The organism is Mycobacterium sp. IS-836 (genome assembly GCF_001954275.1).
Lineage (GTDB): Bacteria > Actinomycetota > Actinomycetes > Mycobacteriales > Mycobacteriaceae > Mycobacterium.
This window is the reverse complement of record NZ_MBEU01000072.1, coordinates 1-14,825: the sequence shown is the minus strand read 5'-3', so window position 1 is coordinate 14,825 and position 14,825 is coordinate 1. Positions and strand designations below refer to the sequence as shown.

At 65.2% G+C, this 14,825-nt stretch carries 15 protein-coding genes and 1 tRNA gene; 5 read left to right on the top strand and 11 right to left on the bottom strand.

What is annotated here, in order from left to right; all coding sequences use genetic code 11:
* Positions 1-10: 10 nt before the first annotated feature.
* From A5747_RS20180 to A5747_RS20135, 10 genes are all read right to left on the bottom strand, one after another.
* Positions 11-1,075: a dihydrodipicolinate reductase gene (locus A5747_RS20180; protein ID WP_076127573.1), complete on the bottom strand. Its 1,065-nt coding sequence runs from the start codon at positions 1,073-1,075 to the stop codon at positions 11-13.
* A gap of 33 nt (positions 1,076-1,108) precedes the next feature.
* On the bottom strand, positions 1,109-2,740 hold the full coding sequence (locus A5747_RS20175) for a long-chain fatty acid--CoA ligase (protein ID WP_076127571.1): 1,632 nt from the start codon (positions 2,738-2,740) through the stop codon (positions 1,109-1,111).
* 132 nt (positions 2,741-2,872) lie between these two features.
* The gene (locus A5747_RS20170) at positions 2,873-3,991 is read right to left on the bottom strand and encodes a YncE family protein (RefSeq protein WP_076127569.1); all 1,119 of its coding nucleotides are present in this window, start codon (positions 3,989-3,991) and stop codon (positions 2,873-2,875) included.
* A gap of 485 nt (positions 3,992-4,476) precedes the next feature.
* Positions 4,477-4,815: a P-II family nitrogen regulator gene (locus A5747_RS20165; RefSeq protein ID WP_076127567.1), complete on the bottom strand. Its 339-nt coding sequence runs from the start codon at positions 4,813-4,815 to the stop codon at positions 4,477-4,479.
* Between the two features lie 2 nt (positions 4,816-4,817).
* Positions 4,818-6,239 (bottom strand): ammonium transporter, encoded by a 1,422-nt coding sequence (locus A5747_RS20160; protein WP_083700565.1) that lies wholly within the window; start codon positions 6,237-6,239, stop codon positions 4,818-4,820.
* Between the two features lie 147 nt (positions 6,240-6,386).
* The gene (locus tag A5747_RS20155; protein ID WP_076127565.1) at positions 6,387-7,166 is read right to left on the bottom strand and encodes a DUF427 domain-containing protein; all 780 of its coding nucleotides are present in this window, start codon (positions 7,164-7,166) and stop codon (positions 6,387-6,389) included.
* A 7-nt stretch (positions 7,167-7,173) separates the two neighbouring features.
* Positions 7,174-7,446 carry a DUF6295 family protein gene (locus A5747_RS20150; RefSeq protein WP_076127885.1) on the bottom strand — a complete coding sequence of 91 codons (273 nt, stop codon included), beginning with the start codon at positions 7,444-7,446 and terminating at the stop codon, positions 7,174-7,176.
* A gap of 12 nt (positions 7,447-7,458) precedes the next feature.
* Entirely contained in the window at positions 7,459-8,214 is a 756-nt protein-coding gene (locus A5747_RS20145; RefSeq protein ID WP_076127883.1) for a dienelactone hydrolase family protein, read from the bottom strand.
* Between the two features lie 194 nt (positions 8,215-8,408).
* Positions 8,409-9,203 (bottom strand): hypothetical protein, encoded by a 795-nt coding sequence (locus A5747_RS20140; protein WP_076127562.1) that lies wholly within the window; start codon positions 9,201-9,203, stop codon positions 8,409-8,411.
* Between the two features lie 51 nt (positions 9,204-9,254).
* Positions 9,255-9,920, bottom strand: coding sequence for a winged helix-turn-helix transcriptional regulator (locus tag A5747_RS20135; protein ID WP_076127560.1), 666 nt, complete (start codon positions 9,918-9,920; stop codon positions 9,255-9,257).
* 79 nt (positions 9,921-9,999) lie between these two features.
* On the opposite strand from A5747_RS20135, the gene A5747_RS20130 reads away from it, so the two are divergent.
* From A5747_RS20130 to A5747_RS20120, 3 genes are all read left to right on the top strand, one after another.
* Positions 10,000-10,506: an isoprenylcysteine carboxylmethyltransferase family protein gene (locus A5747_RS20130; RefSeq protein ID WP_083700563.1), complete on the top strand. Its 507-nt coding sequence runs from the start codon at positions 10,000-10,002 to the stop codon at positions 10,504-10,506.
* Between the two features lie 721 nt (positions 10,507-11,227).
* Positions 11,228-11,662: an FHA domain-containing protein gene (locus A5747_RS20125; protein ID WP_076127558.1), complete on the top strand. Its 435-nt coding sequence runs from the start codon at positions 11,228-11,230 to the stop codon at positions 11,660-11,662.
* Positions 11,663-11,810: 148 nt separating this feature from the next.
* Entirely contained in the window at positions 11,811-12,101 is a 291-nt protein-coding gene (locus A5747_RS20120) for a hypothetical protein (protein WP_076127556.1), read from the top strand.
* Positions 12,102-12,130: 29 nt separating this feature from the next.
* Here A5747_RS20120 and A5747_RS20115 read toward each other — a convergent pair.
* Positions 12,131-12,204: transfer RNA gene (locus tag A5747_RS20115), tRNA-Leu, on the bottom strand.
* Positions 12,205-12,562: 358 nt separating this feature from the next.
* Here A5747_RS20115 and A5747_RS20110 point away from each other — a divergent pair.
* Both A5747_RS20110 and A5747_RS20105 read left to right on the top strand, forming a co-directional pair.
* Positions 12,563-13,432 carry a PE domain-containing protein gene (locus A5747_RS20110; protein WP_076127554.1) on the top strand — a complete coding sequence of 290 codons (870 nt, stop codon included), beginning with the start codon at positions 12,563-12,565 and terminating at the stop codon, positions 13,430-13,432.
* Between the two features lie 45 nt (positions 13,433-13,477).
* A complete protein-coding gene (locus tag A5747_RS20105; RefSeq protein WP_076115395.1) occupies positions 13,478-14,614 on the top strand; it encodes a PPE family protein in 1,137 nt (378 codons plus the stop codon).
* Positions 14,615-14,825: the final 211 nt, after the last annotated feature.

Below are 14,825 nucleotides of genomic sequence, written 5' to 3'. Positions count from 1 at the left end.
GCAATGCCTTTCAATTGTCTGCCCGCAGGGCTGCGGCAGCCCGGCCGGTGAAGAGCGGCAGATCGAAGAAGCTTTGGATGCCCGCCGGTGCGGCGCACGTCGCGGGGATGGCGTTGACGCAATGCGCCGCGGTCGCGACGATGCCCGGGTTGCTTTTCAGCCCTGCCTCCACACTCTCCGGTTGCCAGCCCTTGACCGTCACAAAGGCGTTCGGGTTGCCGTGCACTTCGATCTCGTAGCGCTCGCCCGCGGGCCCGAAAGACCAAGGCGGATCGAGGTTTTCCTCCCCCATCAGCCAGTTCACCGTGATCTGGACGACCACCTTGTCGCCGACGACGGCTTCCCAGTGGAAGCGGCGCCCGGCGACCTGTCCCGGCTCGATCGGGCCGATGGGCGAATCGATCGGCGCGGTCGCGACCGTGACCTCCTGCGAAGAGCGGATCTCGGGGTCGGCGGCAAAGCCCAACCGGTCGACGCACAGCCGCACCGACTGAAGGAAACCGCCGTCGAGCAGCTTCTGCATCGGCCCGGTCAACGCGCTGTCCGGCGTCCCGCCGAAACCCATCACATAGCGCAGCACATCCGGGGCGCCGTAGGTACGCAGGTCCGAAAACTCTTCGGCGCGAACGAAAGTCACTCCGGTGGACATCATGGTGAACAGCAAGGGAAACAGCTCGGTGGCCGCCCCGGGGCCGATGCCGGCGCCGTGCAGCGTCGCGTTGCCCGCCTGCGCGGCGATTTCCAGCGGGGCACCCTCCTTTTCGCTCGGGTAGAACCAGCCGAGCGGGGTGACGACGTTTTTCCCCGACCGCAGCAGCGCGGCGACCTCGTCGGCGTTGGGCATCAGCGGTGCGTAGATCACCGCGTCGGCGTCCAGCGCGAGCACGTCGTCGACGTCGTTAGTCGTGGTCACGCCGAGCGGCGACGTGCCGATGATCTCACCGACGTCCTTGCCCGCCTTGACTTCGGAATGCACCCAGCATCCGACGAGTTCGAGCTCGGGATGATCCAGCACGCCGTTGATCGCCGCCACACCGACCGACCCGGTTGCCCATTGAACGACCCGCAGTCCCATGGACTCGTTCTACACCATCGGCGCGGGCACCGGTCAGTCGCGCGCCTCGATCACCTGGTAGGCGTTCTCGGCGTAGCGGGACCGAATGGTCTTCTTGTCGTATTTGCCCACGCTGGTGCGGGGTATCTCGTCCGCGAAGGCCCACCGCTCGGGCAGCCACCAGCGAACAACCTTGTCCGAGAGGAACATTCGTAGATCGCCCGGCTCGACCGATGCGCCTTCGTTGAGGACGACGACGGCCAGCGGCCTTTCCTGCCAGCGCTCGTCGGGCACACCGACCACCGCGGCCTCCAGCACATCGGGATGCCCAATCAGGCAGTTCTCCAGCTCGACGGAGGAGATCCATTCGCCGCCGGACTTGATGACGTCTTTGGCCCGGTCGGTCAGGGTCACGAAGCCCTGCTCGTCGATTCGGCCGACGTCGCCGGTGCGCAGCCAGCCGGAGTCGAACTTGGAGTCGTCGCGCCCCAGGTAGTAGGAGCCGGCGATCCACGGGCCGCGGACTTCTACCTCCCCCACCGCGTCGCCGTCGTTGGGCAGCACCTGCCCGTCGTCGTCGACGATCCGCATCTCCACGCCGCACACCGGTTGCCCTTGGGTCGCGCGCAACTTCCAGTGCTCGTCTTCCGGCGTGCCCAGCGGGGGCCAGGCCATGGTGGCCAGCGGCGATGTCTCCGTCATGCCCCACAGCTGCCGGATCTGGACGTCGTGCTTGTCTTCGAAGGTGCGCATCAGCGACAGCGGCACCGCCGAGCCGCCGCAGGCCACCAGGCGCAGCGACGACATGTCGTGCGCTGGGTCCTTCTCGAGGTGATGCAGCACGTCGTTCCAGATGGTCGGCACCGCGCCGGCCACGGTGGGCCGCAGCTCCTCGACCATGCCGATCAGCGACCGGGCGTCGAGGTGGCGATCGGGTAGCACCAAGTCGGCGCCCGCCATCAGCGCCGCGTAGGGCAGGCCCCACGCGTTGGCGTGGAACATCGGCACGACGGGCAGCACGCGATCGCTGGATCCGATCCCTATCCCGTTGGTCGTGCAGGCCGCCATCGTGTGCAAGAAGCTCGAACGGTGGCTGTAGACAACGCCTTTGGGGTTGCCGGTGGTGCCGCTGGTGTAGCACATCGCGGCGGCCGACTTCTCGTCGATCTGCGGCCAGTCGAACTCGGTCGACTCGCCGTCGAGCACCTCGGCGTAGCGCAGCACGTTCTTGCCCGATTCGCTCAGGGGCGCCGTGTCGCCCTCGCCGACCGCGATCACCGTGTGAACGGTTTTCAGCTCGCCCAGCACCGGCCCGAGGAGTTTGGCCAGGGACATGTCGACCAGCACGACCTGGTCTTCGGCCTCGTTGGCGACGTATGCGATCTGCTCGGGAAAGAGCCGGATGTTGAGGGTGTGCAGCACGGCGCCCATCGACGGCACGGCGAGGTAGGTCGCCAGGTGTTCGGCGTTGTTCCACATGAACGTCGCGACGCGCTGGTCCCCGGCGACGCCGAGGCGGCGTAGCGCGTTGGCCAGGCGGGCGGCCTGCTGACCCAGCTCGCGGTAGCTGATGTGCCGATAGCCGGCGTCGGAGGCGGTCGTGACGGTGCGTCCTCCGTGGACACCGCAGCCGTGTCGCATGATCGCGGCGACCGTCAGCGGAAAGTCCTGCATCGTGCTGTCCATCGATGTACCGCCTTACGGGTCTCGGCGCAGCACCGCCTGATGATCAATCGGGCGAATGCTATCGCCGCGCGCAACGATGAGAAATGGGTTCCCCCGACAACGCGCGTTTACCCGTGCCCTGCGGCTGCGCGGCTAGGCGAGCGCCGGCTCGTAGTGCAGCAGCTCGGGCGTGACCCAATCGGTCGGGATCTGCGTTTCAGGCGCCTCGGTCTCGGTACCCAACGCGACGATCGCGGCGACCGCCGCCAGGGTGACCCGGCCCGAGTAGTCCGCGATGTAGAGGTACTTCGCGTCCGGACTTTCGACCACGCACGATGGTTGATTGGCCCCCGTCACGGTGCCGACAACGTCGTGGGTCAGTGTGCAGAGCACGGCGATGCCGTCCTCGCTGACCAGGTAGGCGCGGTCGCCGTCGCGACTGAGCGTCAAACCGGTGAGAGTGCCGCCGATCTCGCCGAGCTTGCGCGTCCCGACGATCTTGCGGGTCGCGGTGTCGACGACGTCGAGCACCGCGCCCAACCCGGGATCGCAACTGGCCACGTAGGCGACGGCGCCGTTGGGAGAAAGCGCGACGTCGCGAACGGGCAAACCGATGTCGACGGTGCCCAGGAGGCTCAATCCGGTCTGCCCGGAGTCGCCGCGCGTGCCGATCACGATCAGCCGACCGCCGGCCGGCCCGTTGGTCCCGACATACAGGCGGTCGCCGTCAGGGCTGACGCGCACGCATGCGGCGGAGGTTCCCGGCGCGGTTGCGATGTCGAGCGCCTCGACGTCGCCGGTCGTGGTGTCCAAGGCGGCGACGTCGGCGCCGCGGGCGGCGTTTCGGCTGATGTAGACGTGCCTACCGTCGGGGCTGACCGCCAGATCGGTGACGCTGAGCGCCACCGGGTGGGTCGCAACGACCGCGCCGGTGGGCAGGTCGATGACCGCGATCGAGTCGTATGCGGCCGACACCGCGCTGACGTAGGCACGCTCGGCGTTCTCGCTGCCCACGGCGATCGTGAATGGCTCGTCGAGGCCCGCGATGGTCTCCCCCACCCGGCAGGAGTGGGTGTCGATGACCGAGACGCTGTCGTTGCCGTAGTTGGTCACCAACAGCCGGGTGCCATCGGAGCTGGTCGCGATGCCGCTGATGGGACCCTCATGCACGGCGACCTCGACGACGATCGGGAAACCGGGCGCGTTGCCGAGCTCGAGGACCGGGCGATCCAGGCCGTCGTGGGCGGCCGTGGGGCCGTTGACACTGGTCATGCTGGTACCGCCTTTCGTCGGCATCCACGCGCGCGCAAGCTCTTGACGAGCGCTGTGCGCCACACGGGATTAACCGGATTCCAGCACCGTTTAGGTGACTGCTTTCGTCAGAGTTTAGTCACGGAATATCGGTGCAGAAGCGGCTAATTCGCGAGCTGTTACACACGTCACGCCGGCCACTCAGGCTGCGCTTAGATTGCGATTGCCGGTTATCCGCCAGCCTATGGCGCAGCGAACATTGCGTATCGCTTCCAGCAGTTGTTTTGATGGGGATCGCTAACGCTTGGCGCGCCCGCGTCGCCGGGCGTCGAGTAAGAAATTCTTATAATTAATCTTAAAACGAGGCAAACGTCACATTTATGCGTTGTCGCGTGTCGTTAGCCGAACAATTACCTAATCGCGGGCAGGGTCGAAACGGGATGCCGCGCAGCAGATTTCCCGCTCGACACACGCGAGTGCAGCGAAAAGCATTGTCCCGGTAGCGCTTAAAGCGCCTCGTGGTCGCGCTCTCCGGTGCGGATGCGAACCAGACTGTCCACCGGGCAGACCCATACCTTGCCGTCGCCGATCTTGCCGGTGCGGGCCGCTGTGACGATGGCTCCAACGACTCGTTCGACATATTCCTCGTCGACCACGACGTCGACACGGGCCTTCGGGACGAAATCAACGTTGTACTCGGCTCCGCGGTAGACCTCGGTGTGCCCGCGTTGCCTGCCGTACCCCTGGACCTCGGTAACGGTCATGCCCAGCACGCCGGCGGACTCAACGGCGTGCTTGACCTCGTCTAGTGCGAAGGGCTTGACGACCGCAGTGATCAGCTTCATGGTCAATCATCCACTGGCTCAGCGGGATTGGAGGGTACCGCCTCAGCCCGCGTTGTCACTAACTGCTCGACGTGCCGACCCGTGACAAGCGTTTCGTCGGGGTAAGCCTCTTCGTCGTGCACTCCGAGGTCGCCGGTTTCCAAGACCTCGTCGGGCAGCCGCAACTTCATAAAGAGGCCAAGGACTCTCAGGATGACGAACGTGACGAACGCGTCCCAGGCGATGACAGTGCCCGCCGCGCCGAGCTGGATCAATAGCTGTTTCGGGTGATGGCCCCACAGCCAGCCCGACATGGACACGTCCTGCCCTGTACTGCCACCCAGGTAAACGATGATCTTCGGGTCGGCGAGTACCCCGACGAGCAATCCGCCCGCCAGGCCCGCGACGCCGTGGGTGTGGAACACACCCAGAGTGTCATCGACCTTCTTGAAGAGCCTGGCCCTGCCGAGCCAATTCCAGGACATCCAGACCAGCGAAGCGGCGACCACGCCGATGATCAACGCGCCGAAGCTGTTGACGTAACCGGCTGCCGGGGTGATCGCGACCAGGCCCGTGATCATGCCGTTGATGGCGCCGAGGAACGTCGGCTTGCGCTGCTTGCTCGCGAAAATGTCCCACACCACCCAGGTGATGACCCCGACGGCGGTGGCCAGGTTCGTGTTGATCACGGCCAGCGACGCGTTGGCGCCGGAGAAGTACATGTCGCCGCCGTTGAACCCGTTCCAGCCCAGCCACAGGATGCCCGCACCGATCGCTGCCAGTGGCAGGTTGTTGGGCACTGCTCGTTCCCGGTCTCGGGCCAGCCTGGGCCCGATGACCGCCGCCGCGACGAAACCACTTGTGCCGGCGGCGAGGTGGATCACATAGCCACCGGAGTAGTCCATGGCGGCGTGCGGGGCTTGCGCCCACCAGCCGCCACCCCACAGCAGGAACGCGTTGACCGAATACGCGAACGTCGACCACAGCGGCACGAAGATCAGCCAGACCTTGAAGTTCATCCGACCGACCACGCTGCCCAGGAACAGCAGTGGGGTGATCGCCGCGAACGCAAAGTGGAAATAGGCCAGCGTCGTCTCAGAGAAGCGGAACTTGGGCATCGTCCCGTCAAGGAGCGGAATCACCGCCTGCTGCTGGTTGGCGGAGCCCAGGATGGTGTGGGGCTTGCCGACCGCGGCCTGCAGGATGCCCGGGCCGAGCTTCAACGGCTCGCCGAAGCCCATCTTGAAACCCCACAGCACCCACACGACCAGCACCAGCGAGAACCCGGTGAAGGCCATCAGCATGGTGTTGACGGCCCACTTCTTCTGGACGATGCCGCCATACAGGACGGCGATTCCCGGAATGCTCATCAGGCCGACCAAGGTCGCGGCCACTAGCTGCCAGGCGTTGTCTCCGGAATTTACCCAGTCGGGATAGGGCAACATGGTTCAGACACACCCCAATTCGAGCCGTCGGGCTTTAAATCAGCTGCGGTGCGAAGTGACGCCGTAGACGGGTGAAGCGTCGAATGAAAATGTTTCGACCGTGTGTGCGGCGGTTTAAATATTCATTTCGGTTCGCGTCGCGATGCCTTAGCTGAACTGAGTTTGCGGCCGGGACAGGGCGGCGTCGTCGACCGTGATGTCGAGCTTCTCGTTGTAGAACGCCACCAGGCCGGCGATCTGGCCGACGGCCGGCAGCGGGTAATGGTACGTCCACGCGAGGTCGGGATGCACCGTGTCGCCGGCCCGCACCGACCAGTAGCCCGACGTCACGCCCTTGTACGGGCACAACGTCTGCGTCGGGCTGGGCTCCAGATGCTCGAAGGCGATGTCGGTCGGATCGATGTAATACCGTGTGGGTAAACCGGTTTCGAAGAGCATCACCGGCGATCGGGTGTCGGCCAGCACCAACCCGTCGAGTTCCACCCGCACGTGCCGGTGTGAGCGCAACGCGTCGACCCGGGAATACGGATTGCGCGGGTGGCCGTAGATCGGCTCGTCTTCCTCGAACCACCGCAACGGATTCCATTCGAAGCGCACGGTGCCCGCCACTGGGCTGGCGCCGTCGGCGTCGAATACCCGCGCGGCGGATTGGTAGGTTTGGTCCGCGCCCACCAGCGAGTGCAGCCGCGACGGGCCCAGCTGCACCGTCTGCGGATGGTTCTCGTCGCGCAGGAATCCTTCGCGGACGTCGGCCAACGGCACGTAATACGCTGGGTAATAAGGCAATTCCCACACATAACGTGCCGAGGTGGTGTCGAATACGAGTTCGTGGCCGAGGAAACCCCGGACCCGGCGGGGCGCGGGCTCGATCCGGCCGCGGCTGGCGGCCATTTGCGGGAAGGCGCCGTGACCGATGTCGTTAGCCATGGGACACCTACTGATCCTTCGACGCCAGCCCGGCCGGAGCGTGGGCGATCGCTTTGTGTATGGCGTCGGCCAGCTTCAGCGCGCTCTCCTCGGTGAGCTCGAGGGCGACCCGCGCCGACGGACCCAGCGCCGGATTGAGGATGTCGATGTTGACCGTGTGGCCGTAGGGAGCGTGCACGGGGTGATCGACATAGACCGTCGCGCGGTCGGCGCCAAACCATCCGATTGCGCCCTTGCCGCTGCCGTCGATCGCGACGTGTTCGGTGAGATATGTGCACATGACTTGGGACACCTAGCCTTTCAGGTGGGTGGCGAAGAATTCGTCGATGCGTTGCCAGCCGTCGACCGCGGCCTCCACCCGGTACGCCGGGCGGTCGACGGAGAAGAACGAATGGCCGGCGCCCTCGTAGGAGTGAAACTCGTGTGGCTTGTCGTATTTGGCCAGCTCGGCATCGAGGATGGCCACCGCCGGCGGCGCCGGGTACCTGTCGTCGAGCCCGAATAGGCCCAGCAGCGGGCAACTCAGCTTCGGCGCCAGATGCAGGATCGGTTGCATGGCCTTGGGCATGCCCTCGGGCAGGTCCTCGACGATGAACGCTCCGTAGCAGTCGACCGCGGCGTCGAACGGCAGCGAGCACGCCGAAAGGAAGGCATGCCGCCCGCCCGAACAATGCCCGATGACACCGAACTTCCCATTCGCACCCGGCAGGGTGCGCAGGTGCTCCACCGCTCCGGCGACATCGCCGACCAGTCGTTCGTCGGGCACTCCGCCCGCGGCCCGCACCGTCGCGGCGGCATCGTCGGGCGCGGCGCCCGGGGCCTCGCGGGAATACAAATTCGTGGCCACGGCGTGATAGCCGTTGACCGCGAGTCGGCGCACGAACTCCTTGGTCTCCCGGTCGTAGCCGGGCATGTGGTGGATCCAGACGATCCCGCCGCGTGATCCCTCGGCGAGCGGGCTCGCGCGGTAGGCCTCGATCTCGTCGCCGCCGTGGCCGGTGATGGTGATCGTTTCGGCGCGAATGGCATCTGGGCTGAACGCATTCATCGCGTGCTCCTCGCTTGGCCGCAAGTTGCGGGGCGCGCGGCCCGTCTCGAGTCGCCCCGCCTTCACCAACGTATCCGACTCGTGGCGCGGCACGGCTCCGTCGCCGAAACATAAGCCGCTGCGACGTTTTCCGGCATGTCGTGTGCGTGGATTATGTGTCGCGGTGGGTAGATGCGTCGGTTTTGGGCAGGGGTTCAGTGTCGCTTGTCGCGCACCTTGTAGGTCGAGGGCCACGACTTTCGCGACTCGTCCCCGGTCAGCGGGGTTCCCATGCCGCCGACCTTGACGTTGTAGGCTTCCTTGCCCGGGCCGACCTCGCGGTTGGCGTGTTCCTGGGCGAGGTAGTACAGCTCGTCGATGGTGGCTTCGTCGTAGGCGACGAACGACGTCTCCCGCGCCACGTCTTCGATACCGGCCAGCATCCGTTCGGGCAGGTAGCGCGACGCAAGGGCAGCCGCGCCCAGCAGGGAGAACGGAATGACCCAGTAGCAGACGAACGACAAGGGGGTCTTGGTGTCGAGGATCGTGGCCTCTTCGCCGCCGAGGCGTTGCGCGATCGGTGGGATCGCCGACGACACCGTCATGCCGGCGAAGGCCGCAATCCAAATCCAGGTCAGGACGGTGACGACGCGGCCGAACAGCTCGGTCTTGGCCACGTCGGCGGGCTGTTCGGCCGCGGCGAACTCACGCACGAACGGCTTGCCGATCAGCAGGCTGATCAAGGCCACCAGGAAGATCCCGGCGTTGCTCAGCGGCTGTATCCAGCCCTGCATGAAGGACTCGCTGAGCGTAAACGTGAGCACGGTCAGCACCAGAAACGTTGCGACAGCGCCCATGTCGAGCGTGCGACCCGGCTGGCCGGTGACGCGCCCGATCACCGACACGGCGACGGCGATCGCCAGCGCGACCAACACGGCGGCCTTGAACGGGACGTTACCGACTAGCACCCAATAGACGATCCATGGCGCGAATCCAAACAGCATGCCCACGGAGGGTCAGTGTATGGCCGCCCGTTTGCGCCACGGCCACCCGCCGTCGCGTCACCGCTTCGGGCCCTGCGTGCCCGAGAGTCCGAACAGTTCCGCGCACCGCTGAGCGGCGCCCGGGTCTCCTTCGACCCTGAGGGCGCCCGCCTCGATTGCCTCCGCCGGCGCGATCCGGCCGGTGCCGAGGCCGATGAAGGTTTGGGTGTCGGTGCGCAGCACGACATCGGGCCTGTCGGCCGGCCCCTGCCGAACGTCTGTCTTTCCGGCCCTGACCGTTACGGTGATCGCCTCGTCCGCGACCCGGAATTCGTACTCGTCGTCGATATCGGTCGAGGGCGATTGCGCTTGGACGGCGGCGTGAACGGCCGGAAGCCAGTAGCTGGCTTTGACGGTGTCGTCCGCGTCTGGGGTGTCGGTGATGTCGAGGCCCCACTCGAAAAGTGCGCGCACCACGGGGCGCAGGCGATCGCCGAGTTCGGTGAGCTCGTACACCGTCGAGGCCGCGGGCGGCGGCAGGCGACGCTTGCGGATCAAGTCGTTGGTTTCCATCGATTGCAAACGAGCGGCGAGCACGTTCGGGCCAATACCGCGAAGCCCATCCTGCAAGTCGGTATAGCGCTTGGGGCCGAACAGGAGCTCCCGGACGATCAGCAGCGTCCAACGCTCACCGACCAGGTCTAGGGCCCGGGCCGTCGGGCAGAACTGCTGATAACTCCGCACAGAGGCATAGTAGCAATCTGAAAGTTGAAAGTACGCTTTTAATTGTTTTTACTTATTTATTGGTAGTAGACTGCCAACCATGAGCCAAGAGGATCCGGGCAAAGGCGTCGACTCGGAAGGCGGGGCGAGCCCCGGAACCCCGCGGGTAATCGCGCCCCCGCCGCTGATCTACCTTGCCGGCCTGGCTGGCGGATTCGCGCTTGATGCCGTGCTTCCGCCCATCTCGATCCCGACTGGACTTGCCATCCCGGTTGGTGCCGCGCTGCTGCTGGCGGGTGGCCTGCTGGCGATAGGGTTCATTCGCGCGTTCAGGCGCGCCCGCACCACAATCAACCCGTACGAGCGGTCCAGCGCACTCGTGACGACGGGCCCCTACCGGTTGAGCCGCAATCCGGGTTATCTGGGGATGGCGCTGGCCTACGCAGGCATCGTCGTCCTCGCCGAGGCCCCGTGGGCTCTCATCGTTCTTGTGGGCGTCTTGATCGTGGTCGACCGCGGCGTCATTGCGCGGGAGGAGCGGTGCCTGGAGGCCACGTTCGGCGAGGCCTATCGACGCTACAAACACCGAACCCGCAGGTGGATCTAGGGCAAGCGGACTTCAGCTGCGGGTCATGGATATGTTGTTGCGCGACAAGGGGATCGAATCATGTGCGCCGATCGGCCAAGCGGGCCGCTAAGCATTCGAGTCCCCAAAGTTATTTGCTACCAAAGTATTTCGTAGGTGTCATGTCATTTGTTTGCGCGAAATAACGCCAATTCGTCCGTTTGGACCGGATGGTCGTTCGCGGGGGGTTTGCAGGCGGCGTCGTCGCAAGACCCAGTCGTTGGGACGGTGTAGAAACGCAGCATTAGCAAAGTGGGTAAGTCCAGTGCTGGATAGTCACTGGCTAGCGGCGCCGCCGCGATTCCGCCCGCAAGCGCAAGCGCGCTGGTCACAGCCAGTATTTTGACATTCATTGAACAAATGTAAGTACCGCGAATCACCGAGCCAATCGATGTTTTCCTTCGTGACCCTTTTGGAATGCTTCGTTGATCATGCGGGTGAGTCGCATTCCCTCGGAAAAGGTCACGGATCGGGGCGGGAAATTCTGCGATTCATCTCAAAGAATGTTCGGCTAATACAGCCTTATCCCGAAGGCGCGGCAGTTGCACGAGCTCGCCGATCTGGGGGGCATAAGACCGCCGGACTCGGGTACTTCTTGTAGCTAGCGGGTATCTGATCGTGCCCGAGCTTCATGTATAAGGAGCCGTCGAGTGGGCTGGCACCATGCAAAGCGGGCAAGAGTGGCGGGCGGTGAAACAACACTGTGAACCGCGGCGACGATGACCGAAACCTCAATCAAGCAGCGGCGGAGACCACCGCGGATTTTGGTGACCACTTTCTCGACGACGCGGATAACGGTTCGACAGCTACTACCGAGGCGGAAACCGCCGAAGGACTGCCGAGCGGATCGGCGCTGCTGGTTGTTAAACGTGGCCCGAACGCCGGTTCTCGATTTCTGCTCGATCAGCCGGTCACCTCGGCAGGGCGCCATCCCGATAGCGACATTCTTCTCGACGACGTCACCGTGAGCCGCCGTCACGCCGAGTTTCGCCTCGACAAGGACGGCAGCTGGGCCGTCGCCGACGTCGGCAGCCTCAACGGCACCTACGTCAACCGACAGCCGGTGGACTCAACGGTGCTGGCCAATAACGATCAAGTTCAGATCGGGAAGTTCCGGCTCGTCTTCCTGACCGGATAATCCGAGCGGCCACGACCCATAAGCGACCCATAAGCTAGGTGCGCGCGCGAGATGCAATCGAGGCGTAGCGTCTCCCTGTTCGAGAAAACGAACAGGGAGAAACTGCCATGGCAGCCAAGTTTGAGTTGACCGAGAACGCGGTCGCGCTGTGAGCAACCCCACCGGCTCGAGCAGCGAATGCATCCTCACGCAGATTCTCAATGTCGGCATAGAGGTGTTCAGCGTGGTCGTGTCGTTTCTTACCTGCGGGGCTCTCCACGTACACAGCGAACTACCGGGTGGCGAGAATGTTGGGCGCACCTCGTTTAGCCGCGCCATCGCGAGCATCTTCGGCAACCAGGATGTCGGTGACGTGCTCGCGACAGACGGGACTTCGCCGACCAGTGCCGGCGAAACCCCAGTCGGATCCAGCGCGCCCCAGCCCGACGGTCATAGGTGAGCTTGGCGCATCTACTTGCGCAAACGTTGTGCCCCCAGTCGGACTCGAACCGACACTGGGCGGATTTTAAGTCCGCTGCCTCTGCCAATTGGGCTATGGGGGCCCGGCGGCGAATTTAGCGGGTGGATGCCAGGCCCGGCGCACCGCGCCGCACTCCACACCTTGCCAAATCTTGGGCATGCGTGCGGAGTGACTTTCGCCTAGGATGCGGCGGCCGCGGGTCTATCCGCTGGTTCGCCACCCGAAATCAGATGACACGGCTATGTCACCCGGCGTGAGCTTGTTAAAACTGCCCGCCCTCGCGTTAAGAAGCCGTAAACGGCTGTCACCCTAACCCTTTCGGTCGGGAATGTGGAGACCGAGCTGTTTAGCCTTACGCCAATACACAGGGGCCCGTACGACAACGCACAGGGTCGGCCCAGCGCATGGGCCGGCATGGTTCACACAATAGGAGCTAATAGATGTCGTTTCTGACAACACTGCCTGAAGAGTTGCTTGCCGCACAGGGGCTGCTGGAAGGGATCAACTCCAACCTGGCGGCGCAGAACGCGGGCGCCGCCGCGGCGACCACGGTCATCGCTCCCGCGGCCGCCGACCCGGTGTCGGCCCAGCAGGCGGCGATCTTCTCGGCGTTCGGCACCGAGTACCAGACGATCGCCGCCGAGGCACAGACGATTCAAGAGCAGTATGCGAGCACGCTGGGTACCAGCTCCGGGACGTATAGCGCCACGGAGGCCTCGAATGCCGCCGCGAGCGCCCTTTCAAGTGCCGCGGCCCCCGCTGCCACGTCTTCGAACACTCCCCTCGACTGGCTTGCCTATCTCCTCGGTAGCACCGGCAACGGCACCAACCCGAACATGCTCGGTGGGATCTTCGGCCTGTCGAGCAACGGTGCGAACATCTTGAACATCGGTGGCGGCAACTGGGCCTCCGCCGCGTCCGACTTGCTCGGTCTGGGCAGTGGCGGCCTGCTGGACACTTCTGTCAGCGACGCCGCCGCCGGCGCGGACCTCGCCAACACGACGACGCCGATGGCGCCCGTCGGTGGCATGGGTGGTGTGGGAGCGATGCCGGCGGCCGCGGCGGGCAACGCGACCATGGTCGGCAAGTTGTCGGTGCCACCCAGCTGGGCCGGCACGGTCGGCCCGGCTACCAGCGCGGTCACCCCAATCCAGACCGTGGGTTGGACCGCCGGCGCGCCGCAGGCCGGGACAGGGGGGATCATCCCGGGGATGCCCGGAATGGTCTCGGGAGCGCGCAGCGGCGCCGGCTTCGGTGCGCCGCGCTACGGCGTCAAGCCCCTGGTTATGCCCAAACCGACCGCCGTCTAGTCAACAACCCGCCAAATTCCCTCCATAGAAACGGAATACAGAAAAATGGTTTTGGATTTCGCAGCTATCCCACCCGAAATCACGTCGAGCCTGATGTACGCGGGCGCGGGGGCGGGACCACTCATGGCCGCCGCGACGGCATGGAACAACCTGGCCGCCGAGCTGAGTACGACGGCGACGCAATGGGAATCGATCATCACGTTGCTCACCACCGAGCAGTGGACGGGTGCCGGATCGGCGGCGGCAGCCGCCGCGTCCCAGCCAATCGTGACCTGGCTGACGACTTCGGCAGCTGCGGCAGAGCAGGCGGGCGCCCAGGCGACGGCGTCGGCGGCCGCTTACGAGGCGGCGTTTGCCGCGACGGTGCCCCCGCCGGTGATCGCGGCCAATAGGACATTGCTCGCAACGCTCATCGCAACCAACTTTCTGGGTGTCAACTCGGCCGCGATCGCGGCGACCGAGGCCCAGTACGCCGAGATGTGGGTCCAAGACGCCACGATGATGGCCACTTATCAGGCGGCTTCGATGGCGGCCGGGGTCCTGCAGCCGGTGACGCCGATGACGCCGGCCACCAACCCGGCCGCCGACGGGATTCAGGCCGCCGCGGTCGCCAATTCGGCGGTGAACGCCCCGGTCCAGGCGCTGGCCGCTCCGGCCGCCGCCTCGCTGCCCTTTACGACCGACGGCTTGCTGTCCTCGATTGACAACTTCATCGGCACTCCGTCCGTCTTCAACGCCATCAACGGAGCGGTGAACACCGGGGCCTGGTTCACCATGAACGCCATCCCAAACGGCGTAGCACTGGGGCAAAAACTTGGCACCGTGGGATCGATCCCCTACGCCCTCTCGGACGCGGTTGCACCCGCCACCGGCGCGGGCATCATTCCCGGGACGATGGTGGGCTCGGTGTCGGGCGCGGCGACGTCGGCGACCCTGGGCGAGGCGTCCGCGGTCGGCGGTCTTTCGGTACCGGCCAGCTGGAACGCGGCAGCCCCGGCGTCGGCGGCTTCGTCCACCGCTCCCCTCGCGGGTTCGGGCTGGACCGCCGCCACCGAGGAGCCCGTGGCGGCAATGCCCGGCATGCCGGGCGCTGCGGCGGCCGCCAAGGGTGCCGGTGCCTACGGGGCTGGGCCACGGTACGGGGTCAAACCCATTGTCATGCCCAAACAGGTCGTCGTCTGATGCGGAAAAAAGGGGGTACATGTCACGCATTTGAGGCCAGCTGTTAACCGCTGCGCCGTACTCTATCCGCGATACGGCCACCAACGAACCGATACCGACCGCGGAAACTTCGACAGGCCGAAGGCTCGAACGAAAAGGAGATAGCCAAGATGGCAACACGTTTTATGACTGACCCGCACGCGATGCGGGCGATGGCGGGCCGCTTTGAGAT

Coding starts and splice junctions, on each gene's coding strand:
- A5747_RS20150 (WP_076127885.1), bottom strand. CDS start 7,446: ATGTGCACATATCTCACCGAACACGTCGCGATCGACGGCAGCGGCAAG.
- A5747_RS20105 (WP_076115395.1), top strand. CDS start 13,478: ATGGTTTTGGATTTCGCAGCTATCCCACCCGAAATCACGTCGAGCCTG.
- A5747_RS20175 (WP_076127571.1), bottom strand. CDS start 2,740: ATGGACAGCACGATGCAGGACTTTCCGCTGACGGTCGCCGCGATCATG.
- A5747_RS20180 (WP_076127573.1), bottom strand. CDS start 1,075: ATGGGACTGCGGGTCGTTCAATGGGCAACCGGGTCGGTCGGTGTGGCG.
- A5747_RS20165 (WP_076127567.1), bottom strand. CDS start 4,815: ATGAAGCTGATCACTGCGGTCGTCAAGCCCTTCGCACTAGACGAGGTC.
- A5747_RS20155 (WP_076127565.1), bottom strand. CDS start 7,166: ATGGCTAACGACATCGGTCACGGCGCCTTCCCGCAAATGGCCGCCAGC.
- A5747_RS20170 (WP_076127569.1), bottom strand. CDS start 3,991: ATGACCAGTGTCAACGGCCCCACGGCCGCCCACGACGGCCTGGATCGC.
- A5747_RS20130 (WP_083700563.1), top strand. CDS start 10,000: ATGAGCCAAGAGGATCCGGGCAAAGGCGTCGACTCGGAAGGCGGGGCG.
- A5747_RS20145 (WP_076127883.1), bottom strand. CDS start 8,214: ATGAATGCGTTCAGCCCAGATGCCATTCGCGCCGAAACGATCACCATC.
- A5747_RS20160 (WP_083700565.1), bottom strand. CDS start 6,239: ATGTTGCCCTATCCCGACTGGGTAAATTCCGGAGACAACGCCTGGCAG.
- A5747_RS20110 (WP_076127554.1), top strand. CDS start 12,563: ATGTCGTTTCTGACAACACTGCCTGAAGAGTTGCTTGCCGCACAGGGG.